We start from the raw sequence: 25,892 nt of genomic DNA, 5'->3' as shown, positions 1-25,892 counted from the left end.
CCGGCCTGTGAACCCGCGTTCCGCGAAAGCCGACCCGTTCGAGTGAACTCACCGGGGTTGAAGTGACCGCCGCTCACAGCCGCTTGACCCCCTTGATGCGGCCGACCCGCGCGGAGCGGGTGCGGGCCTTGGCCTTCAGCGCGCCGAGGCCGCCGCGCTGGCTGCCGATGCGCAGGCCGGTGCCGGAGGAGAGCCAGCCGGAGGAGATGTCCCCGGCCTTGGCCGCGGGACCGGACTCGGTGAGCGGGTCGTTGTCGGCGCGGCGGGCCAGCCACATCACGCCGGGCACCACGAACGGGGCGAGCAGCAGGTCGTACAGGGCGGCCGAGAACAGCAGCCCGGGCAGGCCCACATGGCGGGCGGCGGTGTCACCGACCAGCGCGCCGACCCCGGCGTAGAGCAGGGTGGAGCCGAGGGCGGCGGCCACCACGACGGCCATGGGACCGGTCGCCGACTTCAGCCGGCCGTTCTCCGGCTTGATGAGCCCGGCGAGATAGCCGATGACGCACAGCACCAACGCGTACCGGCCGGCCGCGTGGTCGGCGGGCGGTGCCAGGTCGGCGAGCAGACCGGCGCCGAAACCGACCAGGGAGCCGCCCACATGGCCGTACACCATCGCCAGACCGAGGACGGTGAGCAGCAGCAGGTCGGGGACGGCGCCCGGCAGGTGCAGCCGGGCGAGGACGCTCACCTGGATGACCAGGGCCACGACGACCAGCGCGGTGGAGAGCAGGATCCGGTTGAAACGCATGGGGATTGAGCTCCTACTGCTGCTCGTCTGAGTCGGGGGCGTCGGCCGACGGGGTGACCGTCACGGTCACCGTCGGCGTCGGGACCGGTTTCGGCTTGGCCGGGAGCACGGTGTCCCGCGGGTCCTTCTTGGGCGCCTGGACGACCACGCCGACGATGTCGAGCTTGGTGAAGCTGACGTACGGGGTGACGTAGAGGGTGCGGGTCAGGCCGCCGCCGGAGGGGTCGACCCGGGAGACGACACCGACCGGGACACCGGGCACGAACGGCTTGTCGGCCTGCGAGCCGAACGTGACGAGCCGGTCGCCCTTCTTCACCTCCGCCTTGCCGTTGAGCAGTTCCACGCGCAGCGGGCGGTCGCCCTGCCCGGAGGCGAAGCCGAGTTCGTCGCCTGCCTCCATACGGGTGCCTACGGTGAAGTCCGGGTCGTTGGCGAGCAGCACGGTGGAGGTGCTGGGGCCGACGGTGGTGACCCGGCCGACCAGGCCGTCCCCGTTCAGCACGGTCATGTCCCGCTTGATGCCGTCGTCGGCGCCGACGTCGATGGTGATGGTCCAGGAGAAGCCCTGGGCCGAGCCGATGGCGATGACCTGGGCGCCCTTGATGCCGTACTGCCCCTCGCCGGCGATCCTCAGCACCTTGTCGAGCTGCTTGAGGCGGCTGCGGTTGCGGTCGTCGCTGCCGAGCTTGGCCTTGAGAGCCGCGTTCTCCTTCTCCAGCGTGGCGAGCCGGTCGTGCCGGCTTCCGGAGTCACGGATCGCGGAGACGGCGTCCGCGACCGGGTCGACCGCGGAGGACAGCCCGTTCTCGACCGGGCCGAACGCCGCCGCGGCGGCGTGCCGGGCACCGTCGACCGGGGAGTTCCGGCCTCCCCGGATGTCCACCGTGATCAGCGCGAACGCAATGGCGACCAGCAGGACCAGGAGCAGCCGGCTCTCTTTCGTGTCCCTCACGTGCGGCGGCCGTGCCCTTCCTCAAGTAGGAATTCGTCGGGCCCTGGAAAACGCGAATGGTGCGGCGCAGAACCAAGAGGCCCGTTGGGGGAGCTTATGCCTCTATATCAACGATCCGCCGCACGAGAGGAGAACGTCTCGTACGGCGGAATCGAAGAGTTGCGTCATCTGCGCGGCTGGGCGTCCAGAACCTGCTGCAACGCCTCGAACTCCTCGACGCACTTCCCGGAACCGAGCGCGACACTGTCCAGCGGATCCTCGGCGATGTGGATCGGCATGCCGGTCTCCCGTCGCAGCCGCTCGTCGAGCCCGCGCAACAGGGCTCCGCCGCCGGTCAGAACGATTCCTCGGTCCATGATGTCGCCGGACAGCTCCGGCGGGCACTTGTCGAGGGTGGTCTTCACCGCGTCCACGATCGCGTTGACCGGCTCCTCGATCGCCTTGCGGACCTCGGCCGCCGAGATGACGACGGTCTTCGGCAGCCCGGACACCAGGTCCCGGCCGCGGACTTCGGTGTGCTCGTCGGTGTCGAGGTCGTACGCCGAACCGATCGTAATCTTGATCTGTTCCGCGGTCCGCTCACCCAGCAGGAGGCTGTACTCCTTCTTGATGTACTGGATGATCGCGTTGTCCAGCTCGTCGCCGGCGACGCGGATGGACTGGGCGGTGACGATGCCGCCGAGCGAGATGACCGCGACCTCCGTGGTGCCGCCGCCGATGTCCACCACCATGTTGCCCGTCGCCTCGTGGACCGGCAGACCGGAACCGATGGCGGCCGCCATCGGCTCCTCGATGATGTGCACCTGGCGGGCGCCCGCCTGGGAGGACGCCTCGATGACCGCGCGGCGCTCGACGCCCGTGATGCCCGAGGGCACACAGACGACGACCCGCGGCCGGGCCAGATAGCGCCGCTTGTGGATCTTCAGGATGAAGTAGCGGAGCATCCGCTCGGTGATCTCGAAGTCGGCGATCACGCCGTCCTTCAGCGGACGGACGGCCACGATATTGCCCGGCGTCCGGCCGATCATCTTCTTCGCTTCGGCACCGACCGCGAGGATCCCACCCGTGTTGGTGTTGATCGCCACGACGGACGGCTCGTTCAGTACGATTCCGCGACCCCTGACGTACACCAGCGTGTTGGCGGTCCCGAGGTCGACAGCCATGTCACGGCCGATGAACGACATTGAGTTCCCCATCCGGATTCATCTGGCCTTCCTGCGCTTTTGAGGGCATGTCAGGTCGGCGAGGCGGGTGCTGTGACGTGAAGGCTTCCATCGTAAACGCGCCTGCACGAACACTGCGCGAGGGTCTCCGCCATTGTCACCAGATGGCGTGCCGCCCCGCTTGTGGAGACGGGCGTTCGGGGGCGCTCGTTCCCTCAAATGCCCGGACTATGCCAGAAAGGCCCGGGACCGGCCCGGACCTTTCAGCGGCTGCCGCAGACGTCACGCACGCCCCGGGAAGAAGATCTTCACCTCGCGCTCGGCGGACTCCTCGGAGTCGGAGGCGTGGATCAGGTTCTCGCGGACGATCACGCCGTAGTCACCCCGGATCGAACCGGGCGCGGCGGCGATCGGGTCGGTCGGACCGGCCAGCTGGCGCAGCCCCTCGATCACCCGCTCGCCCTCCACGATCATCGCCACGACCGGACCCGAGGACATGAACTCGACCAGCGGCTCGTAGAACGGCTTGCCCTTGTGCTCGCCGTAGTGCTGCTCCAGCGTGTCCTGGTCCAGGGTGCGCAGCTCCAGCGCGGTGATCTGCCAGCCGGCCTTGCGCTCGATACGGCTGATGATCTCGCCGGTCAGGCCTCGACGGACGGCGTCGGGCTTGAGGAGGACGAGGGTGCGCTGGCTCACGAGGGGCTCCTTACACGACTTGCGGGTGCGGTGGGACGAGGTTACAGGGCGTGTCGGGGCGCCTGTTACGCAGCGTCAGCCGTGGAGGAACCGGACTGGGCCTGGGCCGCGAATCTCGCCTTCGCCTCGTCCACCTTTCTCCCGAAGTGCACCGACGCCCACCACAGCGCGGCGAACACAGCGCCCATGAAGTACATGGTCGGGACGAACACACCGGAGGCGATCAGGGCGATCTGCAGGGCCCAGCCGAGGGCCACCCCGCCGGGCCGGGTCACCATGCCGCACAGCAGCACGCACAGCAGCATGGCGATACCGCTGACCAGCCACACCGTCGAGGTGGACAGGTCCGGGTCCTTCATGGCGACGAGCCCGGCGAAGCCGATGACGAAGAACTCGCCGATCAGGGTCGATGCACAGAGCGTACGCATCCTGGACTCTCAGCCCTTCCCCAGCAGCAGCCGGGCCTCGCCGACCGTGATGACAGAACCGGTCACCAGCACACCGCCGCCCGCGAACTCGCCCTCCTCCTCGGCCAGCGTGATCGCGGCCTCCAGGGCGTCCGGCAGCCGCGGCTCGACCTGCACCCGCTCCTCGCCGAACACCTCGACGGCGATCGCGGCCAGCTCATCCGCGTCCATGGCACGGTGGCTGGAGTTCTGCGTGACGACGACCTCCGCGAAGATCGGCTCGAAGGCCTCCAGCACGCCCCGCACGTTCTTGTCCCCGCTCGCGCCGACGACCCCGATCAGCCGGGTGAAGTCGAACGCCTCCCGCACCGCCTCGGCGGTGGCCTCGGCACCGGCCGGGTTGTGCGCGGCGTCCAGCACGACGGTGGGAGACCGCCGTACCACCTCCAGCCGGCCCGGGGACGACACGGCCGCGAAGGCCTTGCGCACGGTGTCGATGTCCAGCGGCTCCGCGCGCTGCGCGCCCACCCCGAAGAACGCCTCGACGGCGGCGAGCGCGACGGCCGCGTTGTGCGCCTGGTGGGCGCCGTGCAGCGGGAGGTACACCTCGGGGTACTCGCCGCCGAGGCCGCGCAGCGTGAGCAGCTGCCCGCCGACGGCGACCTGCCGGGCCACGACCCCGAACTCCAGGCCCTCACGGGCGACCGTGGCGTCCACCTCGACGGCCTTCTTCAGCAGCACCTGCGCCGCGTCCACCGGCTGCTGGGCCAGGATGACGGTCGCGTCCTGCTTGATGATGCCGCTCTTCTCGCCGGCGATCTCCGCGGGCGTCTCGCCGAGCCGGTCGGTGTGGTCGAGATCGATGGGGGTGACCACGGCGACATCACCGTCGATCACGTTGGTGGCGTCCCAGGAGCCGCCCATGCCGACCTCCACGACGGCGACGTCCACGGGCGCGTCCGCGAAGGCGGCGTACGCCATGCCGGTGAGCACCTCGAAGAAGGACAGCCGGTACTCCTGCTGTCCGTCGACCATCTCGACGTACGGCTTGATGTCCTGGTACGTCTCGACGAACCGCTCGGCGGTGATCGGGGCGCCGTCCAGGCTGATCCGCTCGGTGATCGACTGCACGTGCGGGCTCGTGTAGCGGCCGGTGCGCAGCTCGAAGGCGCCGAGCAGGGCCTCGATCATGCGGGCGGTGGAGGTCTTGCCGTTGGTGCCCGTGATGTGGATCGAGGGGTACGACCGCTGGGGCTCGCCGAGGACGTCCATCAGCGCCGCGATGCGGCTGACCGAGGGCTCCAGCTTGGTCTCGCCCCAGCGGGTGGCCAGCTCCGCCTCGACCTCGCGCAGGGCCTTGTCGACCTCGGGGTCCTCGGGGCGGGCCGGTACGTCGGCCTGCGGCGGGCCGCCCTGGGTGCGCAGGGTGCGGCTGCCGGCCTCGATCACCGCGAGGTCGGGGTCACGGGTGGTCTCGGCCTCGATGATCTCTTCGAAGCTGTCGAGGGGGTCGGGGGTGTCGCTGGTGCCGGGGTGGTCGCTCACGGGGCCAGTCTACGGAGCGGCAGTGACATAGGTGGGCGAAGGCCCCCGGAGCTGTGCAGTTCCGGGGGCCTTCGGTTGCTGTGGGCGATTTCCGCTCGCCGCGCTGGGCGGGCGCGGCTATGCCGACGGAAGCCGGTCCAGCTGCGCCTGGATGCGGGCGATGTCCTCCTCCGCCTTGGCCAGGCGCGTGCGGATCTTGTCCACGACGTGGTCCGGCGCCTTGGCGAGGAAGGCCTCGTTGCCGAGCTTGGCCGTGGCCTGGGCCTTCTCCTTCTCCGCCGCCGCGAGGTCCTTCGCGAGGCGCTTGCGCTCCGCGGCGACGTCGATCGTGCCGGAGAGGTCGAGGGCCACCTCGGCACCCGCCACCGGCAGGGTCGCCGTGGCCGTGAAGGAGTCGCCCTCGGGCTGGAGGCGGAGCAGCTGGCGGATGGCCGCCTCGTGCGGGGCGAGGGCCGTACCCTCGAGGGTCAGCCGGGCCGGGACCCGCTGGCCGGGCTGGAGGCCCTGGTCGGCGCGGAAGCGGCGGACCTCGGTGATGACCGACTGGAGCGTGGAGATCTCCTGCTCGGCCGCCGCGTCGCGGAAGCCGCTGTCGGTCGGCCAGTCGGCGATGACGATCGACTCGCCGCCGGTCAGCGTGGTCCACAGGGTCTCCGTGACGAACGGGACGACCGGGTGGAGGAGCTTGAGGGTGACGTCCAGGACCTCGCCGAGGACGCGCTGGGAGACCTCGGCCGGCTCGCCGCCCGCCTGGAAGACCGTCTTGGACAGCTCGACGTACCAGTCGAAGACCTCGTCCCACGCGAAGTGGAAGAGGGCGTCGGAGAGCTTGGCGAACTGGAAGTCGTCGTAGTACGCGTCGACCTCGGCGACCACCGAGTTCAGGCGGGAGAGGATCCAGCGGTCCGTCGCCGACATCTTCGACGGGTCCGGCAGCGGGCCCTCGACCGTCGCGCCGTTCATCAGCGCGAAGCGGGTCGCGTTCCAGATCTTGTTGGCGAAGTTCCGGGAGCCCTGGACCCAGTCCTCGCCGATCGGCACGTCGACGCCCGGGTTGGCGCCGCGGGCCAGGGTGAAGCGGAGGGCGTCTGAGCCGTACTTGTCCATCCAGTCCAGCGGATTGACCGCGTTGCCGAAGGACTTCGACATCTTCTTGCCGAACTGGTCGCGGACCATGCCGTGCAGGGCGATGGTGTGGAACGGCGGGGTGCCGTCCATCGCGTACAGGCCGAACATCATCATCCGGGCGACCCAGAAGAAGAGGATGTCGTAGCCGGTGACCAGGACGGAGTTCGGGTAGAACTTCGCGAGCGACTCGGTCTGCTCCGGCCAGCCGAGGGTGGAGAACGGCCACAGGCCGGAGGAGAACCAGGTGTCGAGGACGTCGGTGTCCTGGTGCCAGCCCTCGCCGGTGGGCGGCTCCTCGTCGGGGCCGACACAGACGACCTCGCCGTTCGGGCCGTACCAGACCGGGATGCGGTGGCCCCACCACAGCTGGCGCGAGATGCACCAGTCGTGGAGGTTGTCGACCCAGTCGAAGTACCGCTTCTCCATCTCCTGCGGGTGGATCTTGACCTTGCCGTCGCGGACGGCGTCGCCGGCGGCCTTGGCCAGCGGGCCGACCTTGACCCACCACTGCATGGACAGGCGCGGCTCGATGGTGGTCTTGCAGCGCGAGCAGTGGCCGACGGAGTGGACGTACGGCCGCTTCTCGGCGACGATCCGGCCCTCGGCGCGCAGCGCGGCGACGATGGCGGAGCGGGCCTCCAGGCGGTCCAGACCCTGGAAGGGGCCGTGGGCGGTGATGACGGCGTGCTCGTCCATGATCGTGATGGACGGCAGGTCGTGCCGCTGGCCGATCTCGAAGTCGTTCGGGTCGTGGGCCGGGGTGACCTTGACGGCGCCGGTGCCGAACTCGGGGTCGACGTGCGTGTCGGCGACGACCGGGATGGAGCGGTCGGTGAGCGGCAGCCTGATGAGCTTGCCGACGAGGTGCTTGTACCGCTCGTCGTCGGGGTGGACGGCGACGGCGGTGTCACCGAGCATCGTCTCGGCACGGGTGGTGGCGACGACGATGGTGTCGTCCCCCTCGCCGTACTTCATGGAGACCAGCTCGCCGTCGTCGTCCTGGTACTCGACCTCGATGTCCGAGATCGCCGTCAGACAGCGCGGGCACCAGTTGATGATGCGCTCGGCGCGGTAGATCAGCTCGTCGTCGTAGAGCTTCTTGAAGATGGTCTGGACGGCCTTGGACAGGCCCTCGTCCATGGTGAACCGCTCACGCGACCAGGCGACACCGTCACCGAGGCGCCGCATCTGCCCGGAGATCTGCCCGCCGGACTCGGCCTTCCACTGCCAGACACGCTCGACGAAGGCCTCACGGCCCAGGTCGTGCCGCGACTTGCCTTCCTTGCCCAGCTCCCTCTCGACCACGTTCTGCGTGGCGATGCCGGCGTGGTCCATGCCGGGCTGCCACAGCGTCTCGTAGCCCTGCATGCGCTTGCGCCGGGTCAGCGCGTCGATGAGGGTGTGCTCGAAGGCGTGCCCGAGATGCAGGCTGCCCGTGACGTTCGGCGGCGGGATGACGATGGTGTACGGCGGCTTGTCGCTCTTCGCGTCCGCCTCGAAGTAACCCCGCTCTACCCAGCGCTCGTACAGCGGCCCCTCTACATCGGCCGGCGCGTACTGGGTCGGCAGTTCGGTGTCGGGCGCGGGTGGCTGCTGCTGAGCGTTCTCGGTCACGGGGGTCAGTTTAGGGGCGGCGTGGCACTGCCGGAAAACCCGTTTCCTCCCGCCAGCTACGAGCGCAGGGCGACACCGACCTTTCGAACGTGTGGATGATTCGAAGATTCAGTAAGGTTGGCATGCTCAAATCACATCACAACAGCAGGGAGTTCCCTTCATGCGCCGTCAGTTGACGACCGCAGCGGGATTGGCCGCATCGGCTCTCATCCTCAGCACTCTCAGCGCTCACCCTGCCGCGGCAGCGCCGAGAAGCTGCGGGGTTCTCGATCTTCAGCACGCCGCTCCGCGCGTCGTAGCACAAGGAGGAGGAAGCGTTACGTTCAGGAGCAGGACAGAGCTGAGCGACGTCGACCTCTGGGTGAAGGACACCCGGGCAGACGGGCACCACGTGGCGGTCAGGCTGGTGACCCGGAGGGCAGACGGCTCCAACCATGCCTGGAGCTGGCACCACCTGTACGCAGGCGAAGACACCTCGGACAGCTGGTCCACGAAGGCTTCCGACCCGGGCGGCATATACAGGGCATGGGAACAGGTCGCGGCGTTCGAAGGTGACACGATGCTCTCCGCCTGCATAACAGAAGGGGAGAGCAACCCCGCCGGCTGACCCTGGGATTCACTGAGTCGGCGGGGATCGCAAACTGGCTGGCGCCGCCACGACGTCGTGCCACATCGTGCGCATGTTTCGTAACGATGCGACCCCTGCCGACTTGACTGGTTACACCTTCCGCAAGGATTCCGTCCGAGAAACATCCAACGGGAGGAACCCCAGAGATGAGCAACAACCAGCCGGGGCCGTACGGCCAGCCGCCGCAGCAGCCGGGGCCGTACGGCCAGCCGGGCCCCTACGGCCAGCAACCGCAGCCTCCGCAGCCCGGCTACGGCTACCCCCAGCAGGCCGCCCCCCAACCGCCGCAGCCCGGCTACGGCTACCCGCAGCAGGGCGCGCCGCAGCAGCCGGGTCCTTACGGCCAGCCGGGGCAGCCCGGGTACGGCCAGCAGCAGCCGTACGGCATGCAGCAGGCGCCGCAGCCGGCCGGCGGGAAGAAGAAGACCGGTCTGATCATCGGCGCGGTGGCGGTGGTGGCCGCGGTGGCGGTGGGCGCGTACTTCGTGCTCGGCGGGAGTGGCAGCAGCGACATCGCCGACGACGGGCCGCACAAGTTGGTAGCAAAGAGCTCGGTGATCAACGGCACCTACAAGAAGTCCAACGACTCGGGGTCCGACAGCGACATCAGCGACTCCGACCGCGCGGACTTCGAGAAGTGGGGGGTGAAGAACCCCACCGAAGTGAGCGCCGGTTACGAGAACGGTACGGGCCTGAGCAAGAAGGGGCTCTCCTTCAGCGGCGTGTACGGCACCATCGACGACCCGGAAGCGGTCGTTGACGCCATGTTCGCCAAGGCCAAGTCCGAGGCTGAGAAGAGCCAGAGCGACTCCGACACCAAGGGGAAGCTGGTCGGCAGCCCGGAGACCGTCCACCCGTCCGGGTTCTCCAACGGCATCATGAAGTGCCAAGTTGCCCAGATCGACAGCAGTAGCTCGTCCGCCTCGGAGTCGGGTGTCCCGGAGACCATCAAGATGCCGGTATGCATCTGGGCCGACCACAGCACCGTCGCCTTCGTCTCCGCCTACAGCGTCGCTTCCATCGCCTCGGGCGACGGCGGCTCGGTCGAGGACTTGGGAGACCTTGCGACCAAGCTCCGCAACGACGTCCGAGAGAAGATCTAGTCAGGGCACGAGACCTGCGTGGCGTTTCCCGCGGAGGGGTGCCCGTCAGCGCATAGCGGGCACCCCTCTGGCACGTCAGCCGTGCCGTCAGGCACGGCTGCAGGCGGGAGTTGAAACTTCGCCCTTGATGTTGAGTTTCCTCAGGCCCAGTTCACAACCGGGGCTCGGCATGGGACCGAAGGGCGTGTTGATCGCCCCGTAGCTGCAGGCCGCCTTCACCTTCGGCCCGGCGAAATACCCATGGTTGGCCACATAGCTGGTGCAGGCGCTCTGTGTAGCGCTTGCCGGTGAGGCCACGAGGATCGGCAGGGCGCCTGCCGCCACCACCACACCGGCTGCGGCCGCCATGCGCTTCGCCCTCTGGAAAGTCATGCGGAGTCCTCCCGTTTTGCACAGCCAGGCGTTCGAACGTACGCCCGACTCGGTCGGACCCATCCGATCATGAGAACGCGGTGGGCTCCAGTGACCACCGGGACTATGACTCGATCCTGTTGGCACTGGTCCGACACGCCGACGGGCAGGCACCCAACGCAGGGTGCCTGCCCGTCGAAGCCGAGATAGCTCAGGCCGTCTTCTGCTCCCCCGAGCCCCGTCCCCGCGCATCCCGCGGGATCAGGGTCGGGTTGACGTTGGAGAGGACGACGTCGGCGGTGATGACGACTCGGGCTACGTCCTTGCGGGACGGGACCTCGTACATCACGCCCTGGAGGACCTCCTCCATGATGGCGCGCAGGCCTCGGGCGCCGGTCTGGCGGAGGATGGCCTGGTCGGCGATGGCTTCGAGGGCCTCGCGTTCGAAGTCCAGCTCCACGCCGTCGAGTTCGAAGAGGCGCTGGTACTGCTTCACCAGGGCGTTGCGGGGTTCCACCAGGATCTTGAGGAGCGCCTCGCGGTCCAGGTTGTGGACCGAGGTGATCACCGGGAGGCGGCCGATGAACTCCGGGATCATGCCGAACTTGACCAGGTCCTCCGGCATGACGTCCTCGAAGACGTCCTTGGCCTCCAGCTCGCGCTTGGAGAGGATCGTGGCGCCGAAGCCGATGCCCTTCGCGCCGGCCCGCGCCTCGATGATCTTCTCCAGGCCGGCGAAGGCACCGCCCACGATGAACAGGACGTTCGTCGTGTCGATCTGGATGAATTCCTGGTGGGGGTGCTTGCGGCCGCCCTGGGGCGGGACCGAGGCCGTGGTGCCTTCCAGGATCTTGAGCAGGGCCTGCTGGACGCCCTCGCCCGAGACGTCACGGGTGATCGACGGGTTCTCGCTCTTGCGGGCGACCTTGTCGATCTCGTCGATGTAGATGATGCCCGTTTCGGCTTTCTTGACGTCGTAGTCCGCCGCCTGGATGAGCTTCAGGAGGATGTTCTCGACGTCCTCGCCGACGTAGCCCGCCTCGGTCAGCGCCGTGGCGTCGGCGATCGCGAACGGGACGTTCAGCATGCGTGCCAGGGTCTGCGCGAGGAGGGTCTTGCCGGAGCCCGTGGGGCCGAGCAGCAGGATGTTGGACTTCGCCAGCTCGATCGCGTCGTCCCGGCCGTTCGCGCCGCCGTTCTCGCCCGCCTGGACCCGCTTGTAGTGGTTGTACACCGCGACGGAGAGCGCCTTCTTGGCGGCCTCCTGGCCGACCACGTAGCCCTCGAGGAACTCGTAGATCTCGCGGGGCTTGGGCAGTTCCTCCCAGCGCACCTCGCTGGTCTCCGCCAGCTCCTCCTCGATGATCTCGTTGCAGAGATCGATGCACTCGTCGCAGATGTACACACCGGGCCCTGCGATGAGCTTCTTGACCTGCTTCTGGCTCTTGCCGCAGAACGAGCACTTGAGCAGATCGCCGCCGTCACCGATGCGTGCCACGGTGTGCTTCCCCTTCGCCTGGGAGACGCCTGGACGTTACGAGTCCAGCGGCTCCTGGTGCTGCCTTATGTCCGACGGTACCTTGCCGGGCCCGGTGTTCGGGCCCCCCTTGGCAGGGTTCACTTTGCCGTGAACCGTGCCAAGAGGGGCTCAGAGTGCCGCGTTCCGCGTCAGCGGACCGCTGCGTTGTTCAGCTTGCGGGTGGAGATGATCTGGTCGACGAGGCCGTACTCCAGCGCCTCCTCGGCCGTGAGGATCTTGTCGCGCTCGATGTCCTCGCGGACCTGCTCGATCGGCCGGTTCGAGTGCTTGGCCAGCATGTTCTCCAGCTGCTCACGCATCCGGGTGAACTCGTTGGCGATGATCTCCAGGTCGGAGAGCTGACCGCGGCCGGTGGAGCCGGCCGGCTGGTGGATCAGCACCCGGGAGTTCGGCAGCGCCATGCGCTTGCCGGGGGTGCCGGCGGCCAGCAGGATGGCCGCGGCGGAGGCCGCCTGGCCCATGCAGACCGTCTGGATGTCGGGCTTCACGAACTGCATCGTGTCGTAGATCGCCGTGAGGGCGGTCATGTCGCCACCGGGGCTGTTGATGTAGATCGAGATGTCCCGGTCCGGGTCCATCGACTCCAGGCACAGCAGCTGCGCCATGACGTCGTTGGCGGAGGCGTCGTCGATCTGGACGCCCAGGAAGATCACGCGCTCCTCGAAGAGCTTCGCGTACGGGTCGTACTCGCGGATGCCCTGGGAGGTGCGCTCGACGAAGCGCGGGATGACATAACGGCTGTCGGGGCGGGGCCCTTCGTACATGCCGCTGGCGGCGCCGGGGAAGTTGCTCATGGGGTTCACCGTCCTGGTGGCGTTCGGGGGGCTGGTGTCTCGGCGGTGCGTGGCGTGGCCGGACCGGTCAGGCACCGGTGCCGCCGCCTCCCGGAACACCCGAGGCGTGCGTGATGATCTCGTCAATGAGACCGTACTCCTTGGCCTCCTCCGGGGTGAACCAGCGGTCGCGGTCGCCGTCGCGGATGATCGTCTCGACCGTCTGGCCGGAGTGCCGCGCGGTCAGCTCGGACATGCGCTTCTTGGTGCGCATCAGGTACTCGGCCTGGATCTTGATGTCCGAGACCGTGCCGCCGAGGCCCGCGGAGCCCTGGTGCATCATGATGTCCGCGTGCGGCAGGGCGAAGCGCTTGCCCGGGGCGCCGCCGGTGAGCAGGAACTGGCCCATCGAGGCCGCCATGCCCATGGCGATCGTGACCACGTCGTTGGGGATGTACTGCATGGTGTCGTAGATCGCCATGCCGGCCGTCACCGAGCCGCCCGGGCTGTTGATGTAGAGGTAGATGTCCTTGTCCGGATCGGCGGCAAGGAGCAGCAGCTGTGCGGTGATCTTGTTGGCGATGTCGTCGTCGACCTGCTGACCGAGGAAGATGATCCGCTCATTGAGCAGCCGGTTGTAGACCTGGTCGCCGAGGCCACCACCGATGGAAGGCTCGCCGGCGGCGGAGGGCATCAGATTCGTCACGTATCCACCTGCTCGTCTTACGACGGCGCCGGGCCGTCTCATTGTTCTGCCTTTCATGGACCCTAACGCGAGGGTCCCTTCGGGGAATCCCGGGAATGCGGGTGTTCGCCCGGGGCGTAGTGCTCCGCAGGGGCGCCGGTGCGGTTCGTGGGGGGTGGTGCGGGTGCTTGTCGGGGTGCGGGTGCGCGGGGGTTGTTCGCCGGTTCCCCGCGCCCCTGGGGCACTGCCCCCGGGGACGACGGACGGGCCCCCGGGAGACACTCCCCAGGGGCCCGTCGTACGTGCGTCAGAGGCGCCGTAGGGCCGCTCAGGCCTCGGGCTTCTCCTCGGTGGACTCGGAAGCCTCGGCCGCGGCCTCGGTCTCCTCCTCCTCGTCGTCCAGGTTGACGATCTCGCCGTTGGTGTCCTTCACCGTGGCGGCCTCGACCACGACGGCCAGGGCCTTGCCGCGGGCGACCTCGCCGACCAGGAGCGGAACCTGGCCGCCCTCGACGACGGCCTGGGCGAACTGGTCGGGGGACATGCCGGAGGAGGCGGCGCGCCGCATGAGGTGCTCGGTGAGCTCCTCCTGGTTGACGTTGAGCTGCTCCTTCTTGACCAGCTCGTCCAGGACGAACTGGGTCTTGATGCCCTTGACCGCGGCCTCGCGGGTCTCGGTCTCGAACTCCTCGGCGGTCTTGCCCTGGATCTCCAGGTACTTGTCGAGGGTGAGGCCCATCTGGCCGAGCTGGTGGTGCTCCAGGTTGTGCTTGCGGGTGTTGATCTCGTCCTCGAGGAGCTTCTCGGGGACGGGGACCTCCACCAGCTCCAGCAGCTTCTCCAGGACGCGCTCCTGGGCCTGGGTGGCCTGGTCGAACTGCTTCATGTTGGCGAGGCGCTTGCGGCTGTCGGCCTTCAGCTCCTCCAGGGTGTCGAACTCGGAGGCCAGCTGTGCGAACTCGTCGTCCAGCTCCGGCAGTTCGCGGGCGGCGACCTGGGTGACCTTGACGGTGACCTCGGCCTCCTTGCCCGCGGCGGAGCCGCCCTTCAGCTCGGAGGTGAAGGTGGCCTCCTCACCGGCGGACAGGCCCTTCACGGCGTCGTCGATGCCGTCCAGCAGCTCACCGGAGCCGATGGTGTACGAGACACCGTTGGCGATGCCGTCCTCCAGGACCTCGCCGTCGACCTTGGCCTCGAGGTCGATGGTGACGACGTCGCCGTCCTCGGCGGCACGCTCGACCGGGGAGGTGGAGGCGAAGCGCTCGCGCAGCTGCTCGACCGACTTCTCCACGTCCTCGTCCGTCACCTCGACGGCGTCGACCTCGACCTCGATGCCGGAGTAGTCCGGGATCTCCAGGGCGGGGCGGACGTCGACCTCGGCGGTGAAGTTCAGCGTCTCGCCGTCCTTCAGCTCGGTGATGTCGACGTCGGGCTGGCCCAGCGGGCTCAGCTCGGCCTCGTTGACCGCCTCGGTGTAGAACTTGGGCAGCGCGTCGTTGACGGCCTCCTCCAGCACCGCACCGCGGCCGAACCGCTGGTCGATCACGCGGGCGGGGATCTTGCCCTTACGGAAGCCCTTCACCGTGACCTGCTGGTTGATCTTCTTGTACGCCGCGTCGAGGCTGTCCTTGAGCTCCTCGAAGGGCACCTCGACAGTGAGCCGAACCCGGGTCGGGTTCAGGGTCTCCACGGCGCTCTTCACGGTTCGGTCTCCTTGTGGCTGACTTCTCGGGTTCTGCCGGAGCCTGACGGGCCCGGCGGATTTCGCCGCCCGGAGGAGTTCGAGGCCGTGAGGGCCGGGACACACGGGCGCGCAGCTTGCATAGTAACCGCAGCCGGTCAGCGCCCCAAAAGGCGATCATCACGACGTCGTGAGCCGGGACGTCATGAGCCGGTGGTCGGGGTGGCGGGATTTGAACCCACGGCCTTCCGCTCCCAAAGCGGACGCGCTACCAAGCTGCGCCACACCCCGTCTGGTGCGACACGTAGGGTACATGCCCGGGCCCGTTCCGTCGGCCGTATTCTCCGAGGCGGGACGCGTGGTGCCGGCATGGTCCAACTCGTTGGCCTCGGCGGCGGGCGACCCGCTACGATGCCTTCAGTGCCGCGGTCACCCGATCTGCGGCGCAGCGCTGCGGGCGTAGCTCAATGGTAGAGCCCTAGTCTTCCAAACTAGCTACGCGGGTTCGATTCCCGTCGCCCGCTCTTTCGGTCCAGGGGCCCGGTCTCCGCTTCGGCGGTGCCGGGCCCCTGGTGTGTCTCCCGGGCCCCCACCCCGGCCGGCGGGTGCTACAGGTCCCTGACGTCCACGCTGTAGACCGCGCGCATGCCGTAGGGGACGTAGAGGGCGTCGCCGGACAGGACGGGGGCCGCCGTGGTGCTGCCGGAGCTGCTGTCGCCGTCGTCGCGGCCGGGGAGGGTGCCGGTGACCCTGCCGGTGCGCAGGTCGAGGGCGGCGAGCCGGCCGGTGGGCGAGGCCAGGTAGAGCCGGGTGGCGGAGGCGGTGGGCGGGCCGGGCTGCTCGACGGTGGAGTTGCTCTGCCACCGCTCGCGTCCGGTGAGCGGGTCGATCGCGCGGACGCTGCCGCTGGTGAGGGTGAGGTAGAGGGTGCCGCGGACGACGTAGCCGCCGGAGGCGTTGCGCGGGGTGGACAGCTTCACGGTCGTCAGGACGTGCGAGGAGGCGTCGATCAGGGTCAGGCCGGTCAGTTTCTCGGCGAGCGGGTCGGTGCCGAGCACGAGGTGGCCCCGGGTGTGGCCCAGCTGGGACAGCGTGCCCTTGGCCGTGACCTTCCAGCGGGGCTTTCCGGTGGCGGGGTCGAGCAGGGCGACGGTGGTGCGCGCGTTGTCGCCGTTGTCGTCCGAGGTGTGGCAGAGCAGGTACGGCCGGCCGCCGGCGTCGGTGAGTACGCAGTCGCTGTCGGCGCCGTCGGGCAGTCTGTGCCGCCAGCGGACCTTGCCGTGCGTGGCGTCGAGCAGGGCGTAGGAGTCGGACATGTCGCCGTAGCTGGTGATGACCCCGGCCGGGGTGGCGACGGCGCCGGCGTACTCCGGTCCGGGTCCGTCGATGTTGTCGGCGACGACCGTGCTCCACAGCGGCTTGCCGGTGTCCGGGTTCAGGGCCTGCACGGTGTACCGGGTGCGGCTCTGGGGCTCCTCGCCCTTCTTGATGTCGGTGCTGTCGGCGCCGAAGGCGTACACGGCGCCGGGGCGGGCGCCGATGATCGTGCCGCCGCCGCTGGCGGAGGTCTCGGCGGGGGTGGGGTCCATGGGCCGGGTCCAGGTGTTCCGGCCCTCGGCGAGGGTGAAGCGGGCGGCCATGATCCCGTCGCCGGCGCACAGCAGTGCCTTGTCGGCGATGGTGCAGCGGCTGAACGGTTCGCTCGGCCCCATGGTCTGCGGGTCGCCGGCCGTGGGGTCCGAGGCCTGCCGGTGCCAGGCGTGCCAGCCGGCCGGCAGGTCGTGCGGGTCCTCGCCGCCGCCGGCGCGGGCGAGGACGGTGGTGGCGGCCACGGCGGCCAGTACGGCGCCGGTGGCGACGGCGGCCGGCCACCAGCGGCGCCTGCGCGGGCGGACGGGCTCGGTGTCCGGCACGTCGGGCTCGGGGCGCGGGTCGGGCAGCCGGCCCTCGCGGAGCAGGTGCAGGAGTTCGTCGGGGCCGGGGCGGGACTTGGGGTGCTTCTCCAGGCAGAGGCGGACGAAGGGGAGCAGATCGTCGGGGACGCCGGTCAGGTCGGGGGTGCCCTCGACGACGCGGGTGGCGGTCTCCCAGGGGCTCGGGCTGTCGAAGGGGCCGCGCCGGGTGGCGGCGTACACGAGGACGGCGCCGAGGGAGAAGATGTCGGTGGCCGGGCCGACCTCGTGCGGGGAGGCGAACTGCTCGGGGGACATGAAGGGCGGGGTGCCCATCACGCGGCCGGTCTGGGTGAGGGCGTCCATGCCGGCGGCCTCGGCGGCGCGGGAGATGCCGAAGTCGATGACGCGGGGGCCGTCCTCGGCGAGCATGACGTTGGCCGGTTTCAGGTCCCGGTGGACGACTCCGGCGCGGTGGATGTCGCGCAGGGCCTCGGCGAGGCCGGCGGCGAGTTCGCGCAGCCGGTCGGGCGGGAGCGGGCCGTGCCGGCGGACGTGGGTGCCGAGGTCCTCGCCGGGGATGTAGAGGGTGGCCATCCAGGGGCGGGGCGCGTCGGCGCCGGCGTCCACGACGGGTGCCGTGAAGGCGCCGCTGACCTGGCGGGCGGCGGCCACCTCGCGGCGGAACCGGGTGCGGAACTCGTCGTCGTCGGCGTACTGGCCGTGGACGACCTTGACGGCGAGCCGGCGGCCGGAGGCGGAGCGGGCCAGGTAGACCACGCCCATGCCGCCGCTGCCGAGGCGGTCCTCGATGCGGTAGCCGCCGATCTCCGCCGGGTCCGAGTCGCGCAGCGCCATTCCCGTACGTACCCCCGTTGTTTCAGCTGTGCGGCCCGCTCAGGCCTGCCGGCTCCCCCGCCGGGTCAGAACCTGATCGAGTTGATGGACTCCGCTATCGAGTTCAGGAAGCGATTGATCGATGGTGCCATGCCGGTCGAGGCCAGGAAGAAGCCGAAGAGGATCGCGACGATGGCGGGGCCGGCCTTGATGTTCCCTCCCCGGATCAGGACCACCAGGATGATCGCCAACAGCAGCACCACGGACAGTGAAATGGCCACACTGATCACACCCTTGGTCGGTCCGCTCTCCCGGCCCGGAGGTACGGCCCGCGCACCCCCGCCAGAACCATCGTGCCACCAACCCGCCCGCATCATGCGGCGCATGACACAACGTCGGCGGAGGTGCCGGTGCGGGCGATCTTCCGCACAGTAATTCGAGGGGCCGCCGGCACTCGACTCCCGGGGGAATTCCGCGAGTTCGTTTCCGTGTCCACACATCATGTGCGCAGGTAATTCGAATTGATGACACAGAGGCGACGTATGCCCCAATTAGTCAGGATGAATCGGGACATCACGGCTGAACTGACGACCCGAGTGTGCCCACCATCACGTGGACAAGGACGGCACGTTCGGTAAAAGAGCGGGTACCCGAAGCCGATAACCAGGAATGACTGCGGGAGTTTTACGAAATCCCTCAGACGACGCTAGGGTGCCTCAGATGTTTGACGCCGCCTCGTCCCCCGGCCAGAACCGCAGGCCGCTCCCCCCGGCACAGCCGCCGGCGGACGGAGTGCCCTCTCCGCGTACCCCGATGAGCGCGCAGACGCAGCGCGGACAGCAGCCGGCGGCGGACAGACCCGGACCCGGGCGGCAGCGCGACGCGTTCTTCGACAACGCCAAGTACCTGGCCATCGTGCTCGTGGCGATGGGGCACGCCTGGGAGCCGCTGAAGGGCGACAGCCGCATCCTGGAGGGCCTGTACACCGTCGTGTACTCCTTCCACATGCCGGCGTTCATCATCATCTCCGGCTTCTTCTCACGCAGCTTCGACATGCGCCCGGACCGGCTGAAGCGGCTCATCACCGGCGTCGCCGTGCCGTACGTCCTGTTCGAGACGGCGTACCCGCTCTTCAAGAACGCCGTCACCGGCTCGCACGAGGAGATCAGCCTTCTCGACCCCTGGTACCTGACCTGGTTCCTGGTCGCCCTGTTCGTCTGGCGGCTGACCACGCCCTTCTGGAAGCTGGTGCGCCGGCCGCTGCCGCTGGCCCTCGGCATCGCGATGCTGGCGACCGTCACCCCGAACATCGGTGACGACCTCGACCTGCAGCGCGTCCTGCAGTTCCTGCCGTACTTCGTGCTCGGCCTGTGCATGAAGGCCGAGCACTTCCACCTGGTGCGCCGGCGTTCGGTGCGGATCGCCTCGGTGCCGGTGTTCGCGGCGGCGCTGATGGTCGGCTGGTGGGCGGTGCCGCGCATGAACACCGCGTGGTTCTACCACCGCGACTCCGCCCAGGAGCTGGGCGCCCCGTGGTGGTGCGGCCCGGTGATGACGCTCGCCATGATGGGCTGCTCGCTGCTGCTGACGGCCTGCTTCTTCGCCTGGGTGCCGCGCCGGCAGATGTGGTTCACGGCGCTCGGCGCGGGCACCCTCTACGGCTACCTGCTGCACGGCTTCCTGGTGAAGTTCGGCGACTACCGCGGCTGGTTCGAGCACCCCTCGCTGCACCGCCCGCTCGGCGAGATCCTGGTGACCGTGCTGGCCGCGGCGGCCGTCACGGCGCTGTGCACCCGGCCGGTGCAGCGGGTCTTCCGGTTCGCGATGGAGCCGAGGATGGAGTGGGCGTTCCGGCAGGACGCGGCCGAACTGGCCCGCGAGCGGCAGAAGCCGCGGGAGAAGGCCGGCGTCTAGCCGACGCCCCGGCTCACGGTTCGAGACCGAGGAGTGCGCGCATCCGGGCGTACTTCTCGGTCAGTCGTGTCCGGGTCGGCTCGTCGAGGACCGCGAGGCGCCGCGGGTCGGCGTTGTGCGCCAGGTCGGCCTCCTTCACCAGCGGCGCGCCCGGGGTGGCGAGGACGCGGCGCGCGTACGCCTCCGGTTCCTCGCCGGGCCGCTTGGTGAGGGCGTCCACGATGGCCTTGGTGCGCGGGGTCAGGGCGGCGGCGGCCAGCCACTCCCGGCTGAGCGCGTCGTCCTCGACGGCGTCGTGCAGCCAGGCCGCCGCGATCTGCTCCGGGTCGCCGCCGCGGGCGCGCACGCCCTCGGCGACGGCCGCGAGATGCTCGGCGTACGGCCGTCCCGCCTTGTCGGTCTGTCCCTCGTGGGCGGCGCGCGCGACGGCCTCGACCTCGGCGAGCGTGAGACGGTTCATGGGCCCAGTGTCTCCCGGCACGGGGTCCGCCGTCCGGCGGTGGTGCTCAGCGGCCGTTCGCCGACGCCTCGCGGCAGATCAGCAGCAGGGCCCGGTCGTCGTTGACGTCCTTCGCCACCGCCTCGATGAGATGCCAGGCGGCGCCGTGGAAACCTCCGGCGACATAGCGGTCGGCCTCGCCGGTGAGCCGGTCGATGCCCTCCACGATGTCCCGGTCGGAGGTCTCCACCAATCCGTCCGTGAACAGCATCAACACGTCTCCGGGCCGCAGCGAGCCCTTCACGGGATCGAACTGGGCACCGTCGTACACACCGAGCAGCGGGCCCTCGGCGGCCTTCTCCTCCCAGCGCCCGCTGCCCGCGCTGAGCTGGAGCCCCGGCGGATGACCGGCGGAGTACAGCTCGTAGTCCCCGGAGTCCAGGTCCAGGACGAGGTGGATGGAGGTGGCGAAGCCCTCGTCCCAGTCCTGGCGGAGGAGGTAGCCGTTGGCGGCCGGGAGGAAGGCGTGCGGGGGCAGCGAGCCGAGGAGGCCGCCGAAGGCGCCGGACAGCAGCAGGGCGCGCGACCCGGCGTCCATGCCCTTGCCGGACACGTCCGTCAGCACGACCTCCAGCGTGCGGCCGCCGTTGGTGCGGGCCGCGACGACGAAGTCACCGGAGAAGGACTGGCCGCCCGCCGGACGCAGCGCCATCTCGTGGTGCCAGCCCCGCGGCAGCTTCGGCAGCTTGCTCTGCACCCGGATCCGCTCGCGCAGGTCGAACAGCATGGTGCCGCCGCGCCGCCACGGCACGCCGACCCGGCTGCGGAACTGCGCGGTCAGCAGCCCGAAGAAGCCGCACGCGGCGACCACCAGTACGATGCCCGGGGTGACCCGCGAGGGGCCCTCGGTGTACGGGCCGAGCCGCACCGACTCCACGATGAGCGCGGTGGCCGCCGCCGCGTACAGCCCGAGCAGGCTCGCCGGGCGCAGCAGCAGGCCGCCGGCGACGATCGGCAGCACCAGGGTGGCCGGGGAGCACCACACCGAGTCGAACAGGGTCATGGCGGCGAGGACCGGGACGGTCAGCAGCAGTCCGGCGAAGGCGATCCAGTCGGAGCCGTCCCCGCGGAAGTAGTCCACGGCGCTTTTGCGCAGGCCGACGCGGACCCGGTGCCACTGCTTGTTCCACCGGGCCGTGAACGTCTCGGCCTTCGAGCGCCGCTGTCGTCCTGCTGCCATTAGTTCGCGACCCTATCCAGCGGACCGGCCGCTTGGCACGGGAGGTCCCACTTGTCCCCCCTGCGAGATTCCACTTCGCCGTCCGCCCGCCGGAATTCGGCCGGGGAGAAACCGGGGAGAAAATCGGTGGCTCGTCCCCCTTCGCCCTGATAGGCATGGCTCATGGGGACTGACCACGGGACCGAGTTGAAGACGCTGCGCCCGGAGGAGTTCGACCGGTGGTGGGACCACGTGGTCCGCGCCTTCGGCGGCGGACCGGCCTCCGCCGAAGAGCGCGAACTGGACAAATCGCTCACCGAGTTCGACCGCTCCCTGGCCGTCTGGGACGGGAACACGCTCGTGGGTACGTCCGGGGCCTTCAGCTTCCGGATGACCGTGCCGGGCGGGGCGGTGGTGCCCACCGCCGGCGTGACGATGGTCAGTGTGGCCGCGACGCACCGGCGGCGCGGGGTGATGACGTCGATGATGCGGCGGCTGCTGGACGACGCGCGCGCCAAGGGCGAGCCGCTGGCCGCGCTGTTCGCCTCCGAGCCCGCGATCTACGGCCGCTTCGGGTACGGCACGGCGACCTTCCAGCTGAACGCGGAGATCGACACCGGCCGGGTGGCACTGGCGCTGCCCGCGGGCACCGACGAGGTGCGGGTGCGGTACGCGCCGCCCGCGGACGTCCTGGAGGAGTGCGAGGCGGTGTACGCGGCCCTCGTGCCCCGGCGCCCGGGCATGCTGGCGCGGCAGCCCGGCTGGGAGCGGGCCGGGCTGGTCGACCCGGAGAGCGAGCGGGAGGGGGCGTCGGCACTGCAGTGCGTGGTCGCCGAACGGGACGGCGAGGTCACCGGGTACGCGCGCTTCCGCACCAAGATGGGCTGGGGGCCGAGCGGTCACGACGGCACGGTGACCCTGGAGGACCTGGGCGCGCTCGACCCCGCGAGCGAGGGCGCGCTGTGGCGTTTCCTGTTCGGCATCGACCTGATGACGACGCTCAGGGTGCGGTCACGGCCGGTCGACGACACCTGGCAGTACCTGGTCTCCGACCTGCGCCGCTGTCTGCCGCAGCCGCGGGACGCCGGGTACGTCCGGCTCGTGGACGTGGGAGCGGCCCTGTCGGCGCGTACGTATCTGACGCCCGTGGACGTGGTGTTCGAGGTCGAGGACGCCTTCTGTCCCTGGAACACCGGGCGTTGGCGGCTGACCGGTGACCCGAAGGGCGCGTCCTGCGAGCGTACGGCCGACCCGGCCGATCTCGCCCTGTCCGTACGGGAGTTGGGCGCGGCCTATCTGGGCGGGGTGAGCCTGCTGTCGCTGGCGGCGGCCGGACGGGTACGGGAGCTGCGGCCGGGGGCGCTGGCGGAGGCCTCGGTGGGCTTCGGATCAGCCGTGGCCCCGTGGCTGCCGCACGGCTTCTAGGTCACCGTTTCGGGCAGGTCACCGTTTCCGGCAGGTCACCGTCTCTGGCAGGTCGGGCACCAGAAGAGATTGCGGGCGGCGAGGCCGGCGGTGCGGATCTCGCTGCCGCAGACGTGGCAGGGCAGGGGGGCGCGGCGGTAGACGTACACCTCGCCGCCGTGGTCGTCCACGCGGGGCGGGCGGCCCATCGCCTCCGGGGTGTGCTCCGGGCGGACGGTGTCGATGCGGTTGTTCCGCACGCCCTCCCGCATCAGCTCGACCAGGTCGGTCCAGAGCGCGTCCCACTCGGGCGGGGTGATGTCCCTTCCCGCGCGGTACGGGTCGATGCCGTGCCGGAAGAGGACCTCGGCGCGGTAGACGTTGCCGACGCCGGCCACGATCTTCTGGTCCATGAGGAGCGCGGCGATCGTGGTACGGCTACGGGAGATCTTCCGGTACGCCGCGTTCGGGTCGGCGTCCGTGCGGAGCGGATCGGGGCCGAGGCGGTCGTGGACCGCCCGCTTCTCGGGGTCCGTGATCAGGGCGCAGGTGGTGGGGCCGCGGAGGTCGACGTACGACGTGTCGTTCGCGAGGCGGAGCCGGACGGTGTCCGTCGGCGGGGGCGGCGGGGCTTCGCCGAAGCCGACCTTGCCGAAGAGGCCGAGGTGGATGTGGACCCAGTCGGCGTGCCGGAACCGCAGGAAGAGGTGCTTGCCGTGGGCTTCGGTGGCGGTCAGCTCGGTACGGTCCAGGAGGGCGGCGGCGTCGGAGAACTTGCCCTGGGGGCTGGTGACGCGGGCGGGCCTGCCCAGGAAGCGGTCGGCGTAGTCCTGGGCCAGCCGGTGAATGGTGTGCCCTTCTGGCACGGCGGAGGTGTCCTTTCCTGCCGGCCCCTCCAGCCGGCCGAGCCGGGTGGCCGGGTGGAGGGGCGTGGGCCGAAGGGCTACTGCTGGGGGTGGTGGGCGGGGATCGGGGGGAGGTCGCCTGTCGTTTCGTAGGCCGACAGCATGTCGATCCGGCGGAGGTGCCGCTCGTCGCCCGAGAACGGCGTGTTGAGGAAGACCTCGACGAACTTGGTCGCCTCCTCCGTGCTGTGCATCCGCGCACCCACGGCCACCACGTTGGCGTTGTTGTGCTGACGTCCGAGCGCCGCCGTCTCCTCGCTCCAGGCGAGCGCCGCGCGCACGCCCTTCACCTTGTTCGCGGCGATCTGCTCACCGTTGCCGGAGCCGCCGATCACGATGCCGAGGGCGGCCTCGTCCGCGGCCGTCCGCTCCGCGGCGCGGAGGCAGAAGGGCGGGTAGTCGTCCTGGGCGTCGTAGATGTGCGGCCCGCAGTCGACGGGCTCGTGGCCGGCGGCCTTCAGCCACTCGACGAGGTGGTTCTTGAGTTCGTAGCCCGCATGGTCGGAGCCGAGATACACGCGCATGCCACGAGTGTGACACGGCCGTTCCCGGGCAGCAGCCTCAGGGTGCGGGGGGTGAAAGCGCCCGAAAAATGTGAGCGAGGCCATAGATCCTCAAGGGAACCTCAAGTAACGATACGGATTCAGAGGTTCCCCAATCTGTTCGCCTCGGATTCACTGGACCGACTCGTACACCGCTCGTACGGGCAGCTCCACACCTGGCGCAAAGGAAACCCACCATGACCCCTGGTTCGGGCCTCCAAGCAGGACTCAAGAACCGCCACCTGTCGATGATCGCGATCGGTGGCGTCATCGGAGCCGGTCTCTTCGTCGGCTCCAGTTCCGGTATCGCCACCGCGGGACCCGGCATCCTCCTGTCCTACGCCCTCGTCGGCACGCTCGTCGTGCTCGTGATGCGCATGCTCGGCGAGATGTCCGCGGCCAACCCGACCTCCGGCTCGTTCTCCGCGCACGCCGACCGCGCGCTGGGCCGCTGGGCCGGTTTCTCCATCGGCTGGCTCTACTGGTTCTTCTGGGTCGTCGTGCTCGCCGTCGAGGCGACCGCCGGCGCAAAGATTCTCGAAGGGTGGGTACCGGCCGTCCCGCAGTGGGGCTGGGCACTCATCGTGATGATCGTGCTGACCGCGACCAACCTGGTCTCCGTCGGCTCCTACGGCGAGTTCGAGTTCTGGTTCGCCGGGATCAAGGTCGTGGCGATCGGCGCGTTCATCGTCGTCGGCCTGCTCGCCGTGTTCGGCGTGCTGCCGGGCGTGGACGCCGAGAAGGCCTCCTTCGGCAACCTCACCTCGCACGGCGGATTCCTGCCACACGGTCCGGGGGCGATCCTCACCGGTGTGCTGCTGGTCGTCTTCTCCTTCATGGGCAGCGAGATCGCCACCCTGGCGGCCGGTGAGTCCGAGAACCCGCAGCAGGCGGTCACCAAGTCGACCAACAGCATCATCTGGCGGATCGGCGTCTTCTACCTGGGCTCGATCCTGGTCGTGGTCTCGCTGCTGCCGTGGGACGACGCGTCCATCGCGAAGGACGGCTCCTACGTCGCCGCGCTGAACTCGCTGGGCATCGCGCACGCCGGCGAGATCATGAACTTCATCGTGCTGACCTCGGTGCTGTCCTGTCTGAACTCGGGCCTGTACACGGCCTCCCGCATGGCCTTCTCGCTCGGCGAGCGGGGCGACGCGCCCAAGGCGTTCGCCCGGGTCAACAGCCGGGGTGTGCCGCTGGCGGCGATCCTCGCGTCGGTGGTGTTCGGCTTCGTCGCCGTCTTCTTCAACTACCTGTCCCCGGACAAGATCTTCCTCTTCCTGGTCAACTCCTCCGGCGCGGTGGCGCTGTTCGTGTGGCTGGTCATCTGCTTCTCGCAGCTGCGGATGCGGAAGATCCTCCAGCGGGAGGCGCCGGAGAAGCTCATCGTGAAGATGTGGCTGTACCCGTACCTGACCTGGGCGACGGCCGCGCTGATCGTGTTCGTCCTCGGCTACATGCTGACCGACACCGAGCACGACGGCCGGGAGACCGTGCTGCTGTCGCTGCTGGTCGCGGCGGTCGTGCTGGTGATCGCCGTGGTGAAGGAACGGATCACGGCGAACCGCCCGGCCCCGGCGGCCGAGGCCCCGGCCGACAAGATCTCCGTCGGCTGATCCCTTCCGGGACCCGCACGGCCGCATGACCTGACGCCTTCCGTCAGGTCATGCGGCCGTTGCGCGTTCCCCGACGCGCACGGCGCACGGCGCACGCACCGCCGGCT

22 protein-coding genes and 2 tRNA genes are annotated in these 25,892 nt (G+C 69.6%); 5 read left to right on the top strand and 19 right to left on the bottom strand.

What is annotated here, in order from left to right:
• Positions 1–73 precede the first annotated feature (73 nt).
• The 7 genes from mreD to ACZ4U1_RS07905 form a co-directional block, all read right to left on the bottom strand.
• Positions 74–751, bottom strand: coding sequence for a rod shape-determining protein MreD (mreD, locus tag ACZ4U1_RS07935; RefSeq protein ID WP_467900947.1), 678 nt, complete (start codon positions 749–751; stop codon positions 74–76).
• A 13-nt stretch (positions 752–764) separates the two neighbouring features.
• Positions 765–1,703, bottom strand: coding sequence for a rod shape-determining protein MreC (gene mreC / locus ACZ4U1_RS07930; RefSeq protein ID WP_467900944.1), 939 nt, complete (start codon positions 1,701–1,703; stop codon positions 765–767).
• A gap of 164 nt (positions 1,704–1,867) precedes the next feature.
• Positions 1,868–2,887 carry a rod shape-determining protein gene (locus tag ACZ4U1_RS07925; RefSeq protein WP_014672705.1) on the bottom strand — a complete coding sequence of 340 codons (1,020 nt, stop codon included), beginning with the start codon at positions 2,885–2,887 and terminating at the stop codon, positions 1,868–1,870.
• A 261-nt stretch (positions 2,888–3,148) separates the two neighbouring features.
• Positions 3,149–3,562 (bottom strand): nucleoside-diphosphate kinase, encoded by a 414-nt coding sequence (gene ndk, locus ACZ4U1_RS07920; RefSeq protein WP_356153905.1) that lies wholly within the window; start codon positions 3,560–3,562, stop codon positions 3,149–3,151.
• 65 nt (positions 3,563–3,627) lie between these two features.
• Positions 3,628–3,990: a DUF4233 domain-containing protein gene (locus ACZ4U1_RS07915; protein WP_467900941.1), complete on the bottom strand. Its 363-nt coding sequence runs from the start codon at positions 3,988–3,990 to the stop codon at positions 3,628–3,630.
• Positions 3,991–3,999: 9 nt separating this feature from the next.
• Positions 4,000–5,514, bottom strand: coding sequence for a bifunctional tetrahydrofolate synthase/dihydrofolate synthase (gene folC / locus ACZ4U1_RS07910; RefSeq protein WP_467900939.1), 1,515 nt, complete (start codon positions 5,512–5,514; stop codon positions 4,000–4,002).
• Positions 5,515–5,631: 117 nt separating this feature from the next.
• The gene (locus ACZ4U1_RS07905) at positions 5,632–8,256 is read right to left on the bottom strand and encodes a valine--tRNA ligase (protein WP_467900937.1); all 2,625 of its coding nucleotides are present in this window, start codon (positions 8,254–8,256) and stop codon (positions 5,632–5,634) included.
• 774 nt (positions 8,257–9,030) lie between these two features.
• Here ACZ4U1_RS07905 and ACZ4U1_RS07900 point away from each other — a divergent pair.
• Positions 9,031–9,987 (top strand): DUF1720 domain-containing protein, encoded by a 957-nt coding sequence (locus ACZ4U1_RS07900; RefSeq protein ID WP_467900934.1) that lies wholly within the window; start codon positions 9,031–9,033, stop codon positions 9,985–9,987.
• Positions 9,988–10,074: 87 nt separating this feature from the next.
• Here ACZ4U1_RS07900 and ACZ4U1_RS07895 read toward each other — a convergent pair whose 3' ends face one another.
• The 6 genes from ACZ4U1_RS07895 to ACZ4U1_RS07870 form a co-directional block, all read right to left on the bottom strand.
• Positions 10,075–10,359 carry a hypothetical protein gene (locus ACZ4U1_RS07895; protein WP_467900931.1) on the bottom strand — a complete coding sequence of 95 codons (285 nt, stop codon included), beginning with the start codon at positions 10,357–10,359 and terminating at the stop codon, positions 10,075–10,077.
• A gap of 190 nt (positions 10,360–10,549) precedes the next feature.
• Entirely contained in the window at positions 10,550–11,836 is a 1,287-nt protein-coding gene (gene clpX, locus ACZ4U1_RS07890) for an ATP-dependent Clp protease ATP-binding subunit ClpX (protein ID WP_059249542.1), read from the bottom strand.
• Between the two features lie 170 nt (positions 11,837–12,006).
• Positions 12,007–12,672 (bottom strand): ATP-dependent Clp protease proteolytic subunit, encoded by a 666-nt coding sequence (locus tag ACZ4U1_RS07885; protein WP_059249543.1) that lies wholly within the window; start codon positions 12,670–12,672, stop codon positions 12,007–12,009.
• Positions 12,673–12,739: 67 nt separating this feature from the next.
• On the bottom strand, positions 12,740–13,345 hold the full coding sequence (locus ACZ4U1_RS07880; protein WP_059254987.1) for an ATP-dependent Clp protease proteolytic subunit: 606 nt from the start codon (positions 13,343–13,345) through the stop codon (positions 12,740–12,742).
• Positions 13,346–13,664: 319 nt separating this feature from the next.
• The gene (tig, locus tag ACZ4U1_RS07875) at positions 13,665–15,038 is read right to left on the bottom strand and encodes a trigger factor (protein ID WP_467900927.1); all 1,374 of its coding nucleotides are present in this window, start codon (positions 15,036–15,038) and stop codon (positions 13,665–13,667) included.
• Positions 15,039–15,231: 193 nt separating this feature from the next.
• Positions 15,232–15,308, bottom strand: a tRNA-Pro gene (locus tag ACZ4U1_RS07870).
• A gap of 162 nt (positions 15,309–15,470) precedes the next feature.
• Between ACZ4U1_RS07870 and ACZ4U1_RS07865 the strand changes: the two genes are divergently transcribed.
• Positions 15,471–15,541: transfer RNA gene (locus ACZ4U1_RS07865), tRNA-Gly, on the top strand.
• An 84-nt stretch (positions 15,542–15,625) separates the two neighbouring features.
• Here ACZ4U1_RS07865 and ACZ4U1_RS07860 read toward each other — a convergent pair.
• On the bottom strand, positions 15,626–17,767 hold the full coding sequence (locus tag ACZ4U1_RS07860) for a protein kinase domain-containing protein (protein WP_467900924.1): 2,142 nt from the start codon (positions 17,765–17,767) through the stop codon (positions 15,626–15,628).
• Positions 17,768–17,832: 65 nt separating this feature from the next.
• Positions 17,833–18,027 (bottom strand): hypothetical protein, encoded by a 195-nt coding sequence (locus tag ACZ4U1_RS07855; RefSeq protein WP_030648672.1) that lies wholly within the window; start codon positions 18,025–18,027, stop codon positions 17,833–17,835.
• Between the two features lie 532 nt (positions 18,028–18,559).
• Here ACZ4U1_RS07855 and ACZ4U1_RS07850 point away from each other — a divergent pair.
• Positions 18,560–19,660, top strand: a complete 1,101-nt coding sequence (locus tag ACZ4U1_RS07850; protein WP_467900922.1) for an acyltransferase family protein — start codon at positions 18,560–18,562, stop codon at positions 19,658–19,660.
• Positions 19,661–19,673: 13 nt separating this feature from the next.
• On the opposite strand, the gene ACZ4U1_RS07845 is transcribed toward ACZ4U1_RS07850, so the two are convergent.
• Together ACZ4U1_RS07845 and ACZ4U1_RS07840 are read right to left on the bottom strand one after the other, a co-directional pair.
• Positions 19,674–20,120 (bottom strand): HD domain-containing protein, encoded by a 447-nt coding sequence (locus ACZ4U1_RS07845; protein ID WP_467900919.1) that lies wholly within the window; start codon positions 20,118–20,120, stop codon positions 19,674–19,676.
• Between the two features lie 46 nt (positions 20,121–20,166).
• Positions 20,167–21,339 (bottom strand): SpoIIE family protein phosphatase, encoded by a 1,173-nt coding sequence (locus ACZ4U1_RS07840; RefSeq protein WP_467900916.1) that lies wholly within the window; start codon positions 21,337–21,339, stop codon positions 20,167–20,169.
• 162 nt (positions 21,340–21,501) lie between these two features.
• Here ACZ4U1_RS07840 and ACZ4U1_RS07835 point away from each other — a divergent pair, with 162 nt between their 5' ends.
• Positions 21,502–22,743: a GNAT family N-acetyltransferase gene (locus tag ACZ4U1_RS07835; protein ID WP_467900913.1), complete on the top strand. Its 1,242-nt coding sequence runs from the start codon at positions 21,502–21,504 to the stop codon at positions 22,741–22,743.
• A gap of 35 nt (positions 22,744–22,778) precedes the next feature.
• Here the strand turns inward: ACZ4U1_RS07835 and ACZ4U1_RS07830 are convergent, their stop codons facing one another.
• Positions 22,779–23,588 carry an Fpg/Nei family DNA glycosylase gene (locus ACZ4U1_RS07830; RefSeq protein ID WP_467900910.1) on the bottom strand — a complete coding sequence of 270 codons (810 nt, stop codon included), beginning with the start codon at positions 23,586–23,588 and terminating at the stop codon, positions 22,779–22,781.
• A 77-nt stretch (positions 23,589–23,665) separates the two neighbouring features.
• The gene (locus tag ACZ4U1_RS07825; protein WP_467900908.1) at positions 23,666–24,151 is read right to left on the bottom strand and encodes a ribose-5-phosphate isomerase; all 486 of its coding nucleotides are present in this window, start codon (positions 24,149–24,151) and stop codon (positions 23,666–23,668) included.
• A 215-nt stretch (positions 24,152–24,366) separates the two neighbouring features.
• On the opposite strand from ACZ4U1_RS07825, the gene ACZ4U1_RS07820 reads away from it, so the two are divergent.
• Complete coding sequence (locus ACZ4U1_RS07820; protein WP_467900906.1) at positions 24,367–25,785, top strand: amino acid permease; 1,419 nt, start codon at positions 24,367–24,369, stop codon at positions 25,783–25,785.
• The last annotated feature ends 107 nt before the right edge of the window (positions 25,786–25,892 follow it).

The sequence above is a fragment of the Streptomyces sp. NPDC028928 genome (genome assembly GCF_055564915.1).
This window is presented reverse-complemented; position numbering and strand designations above follow the sequence as displayed.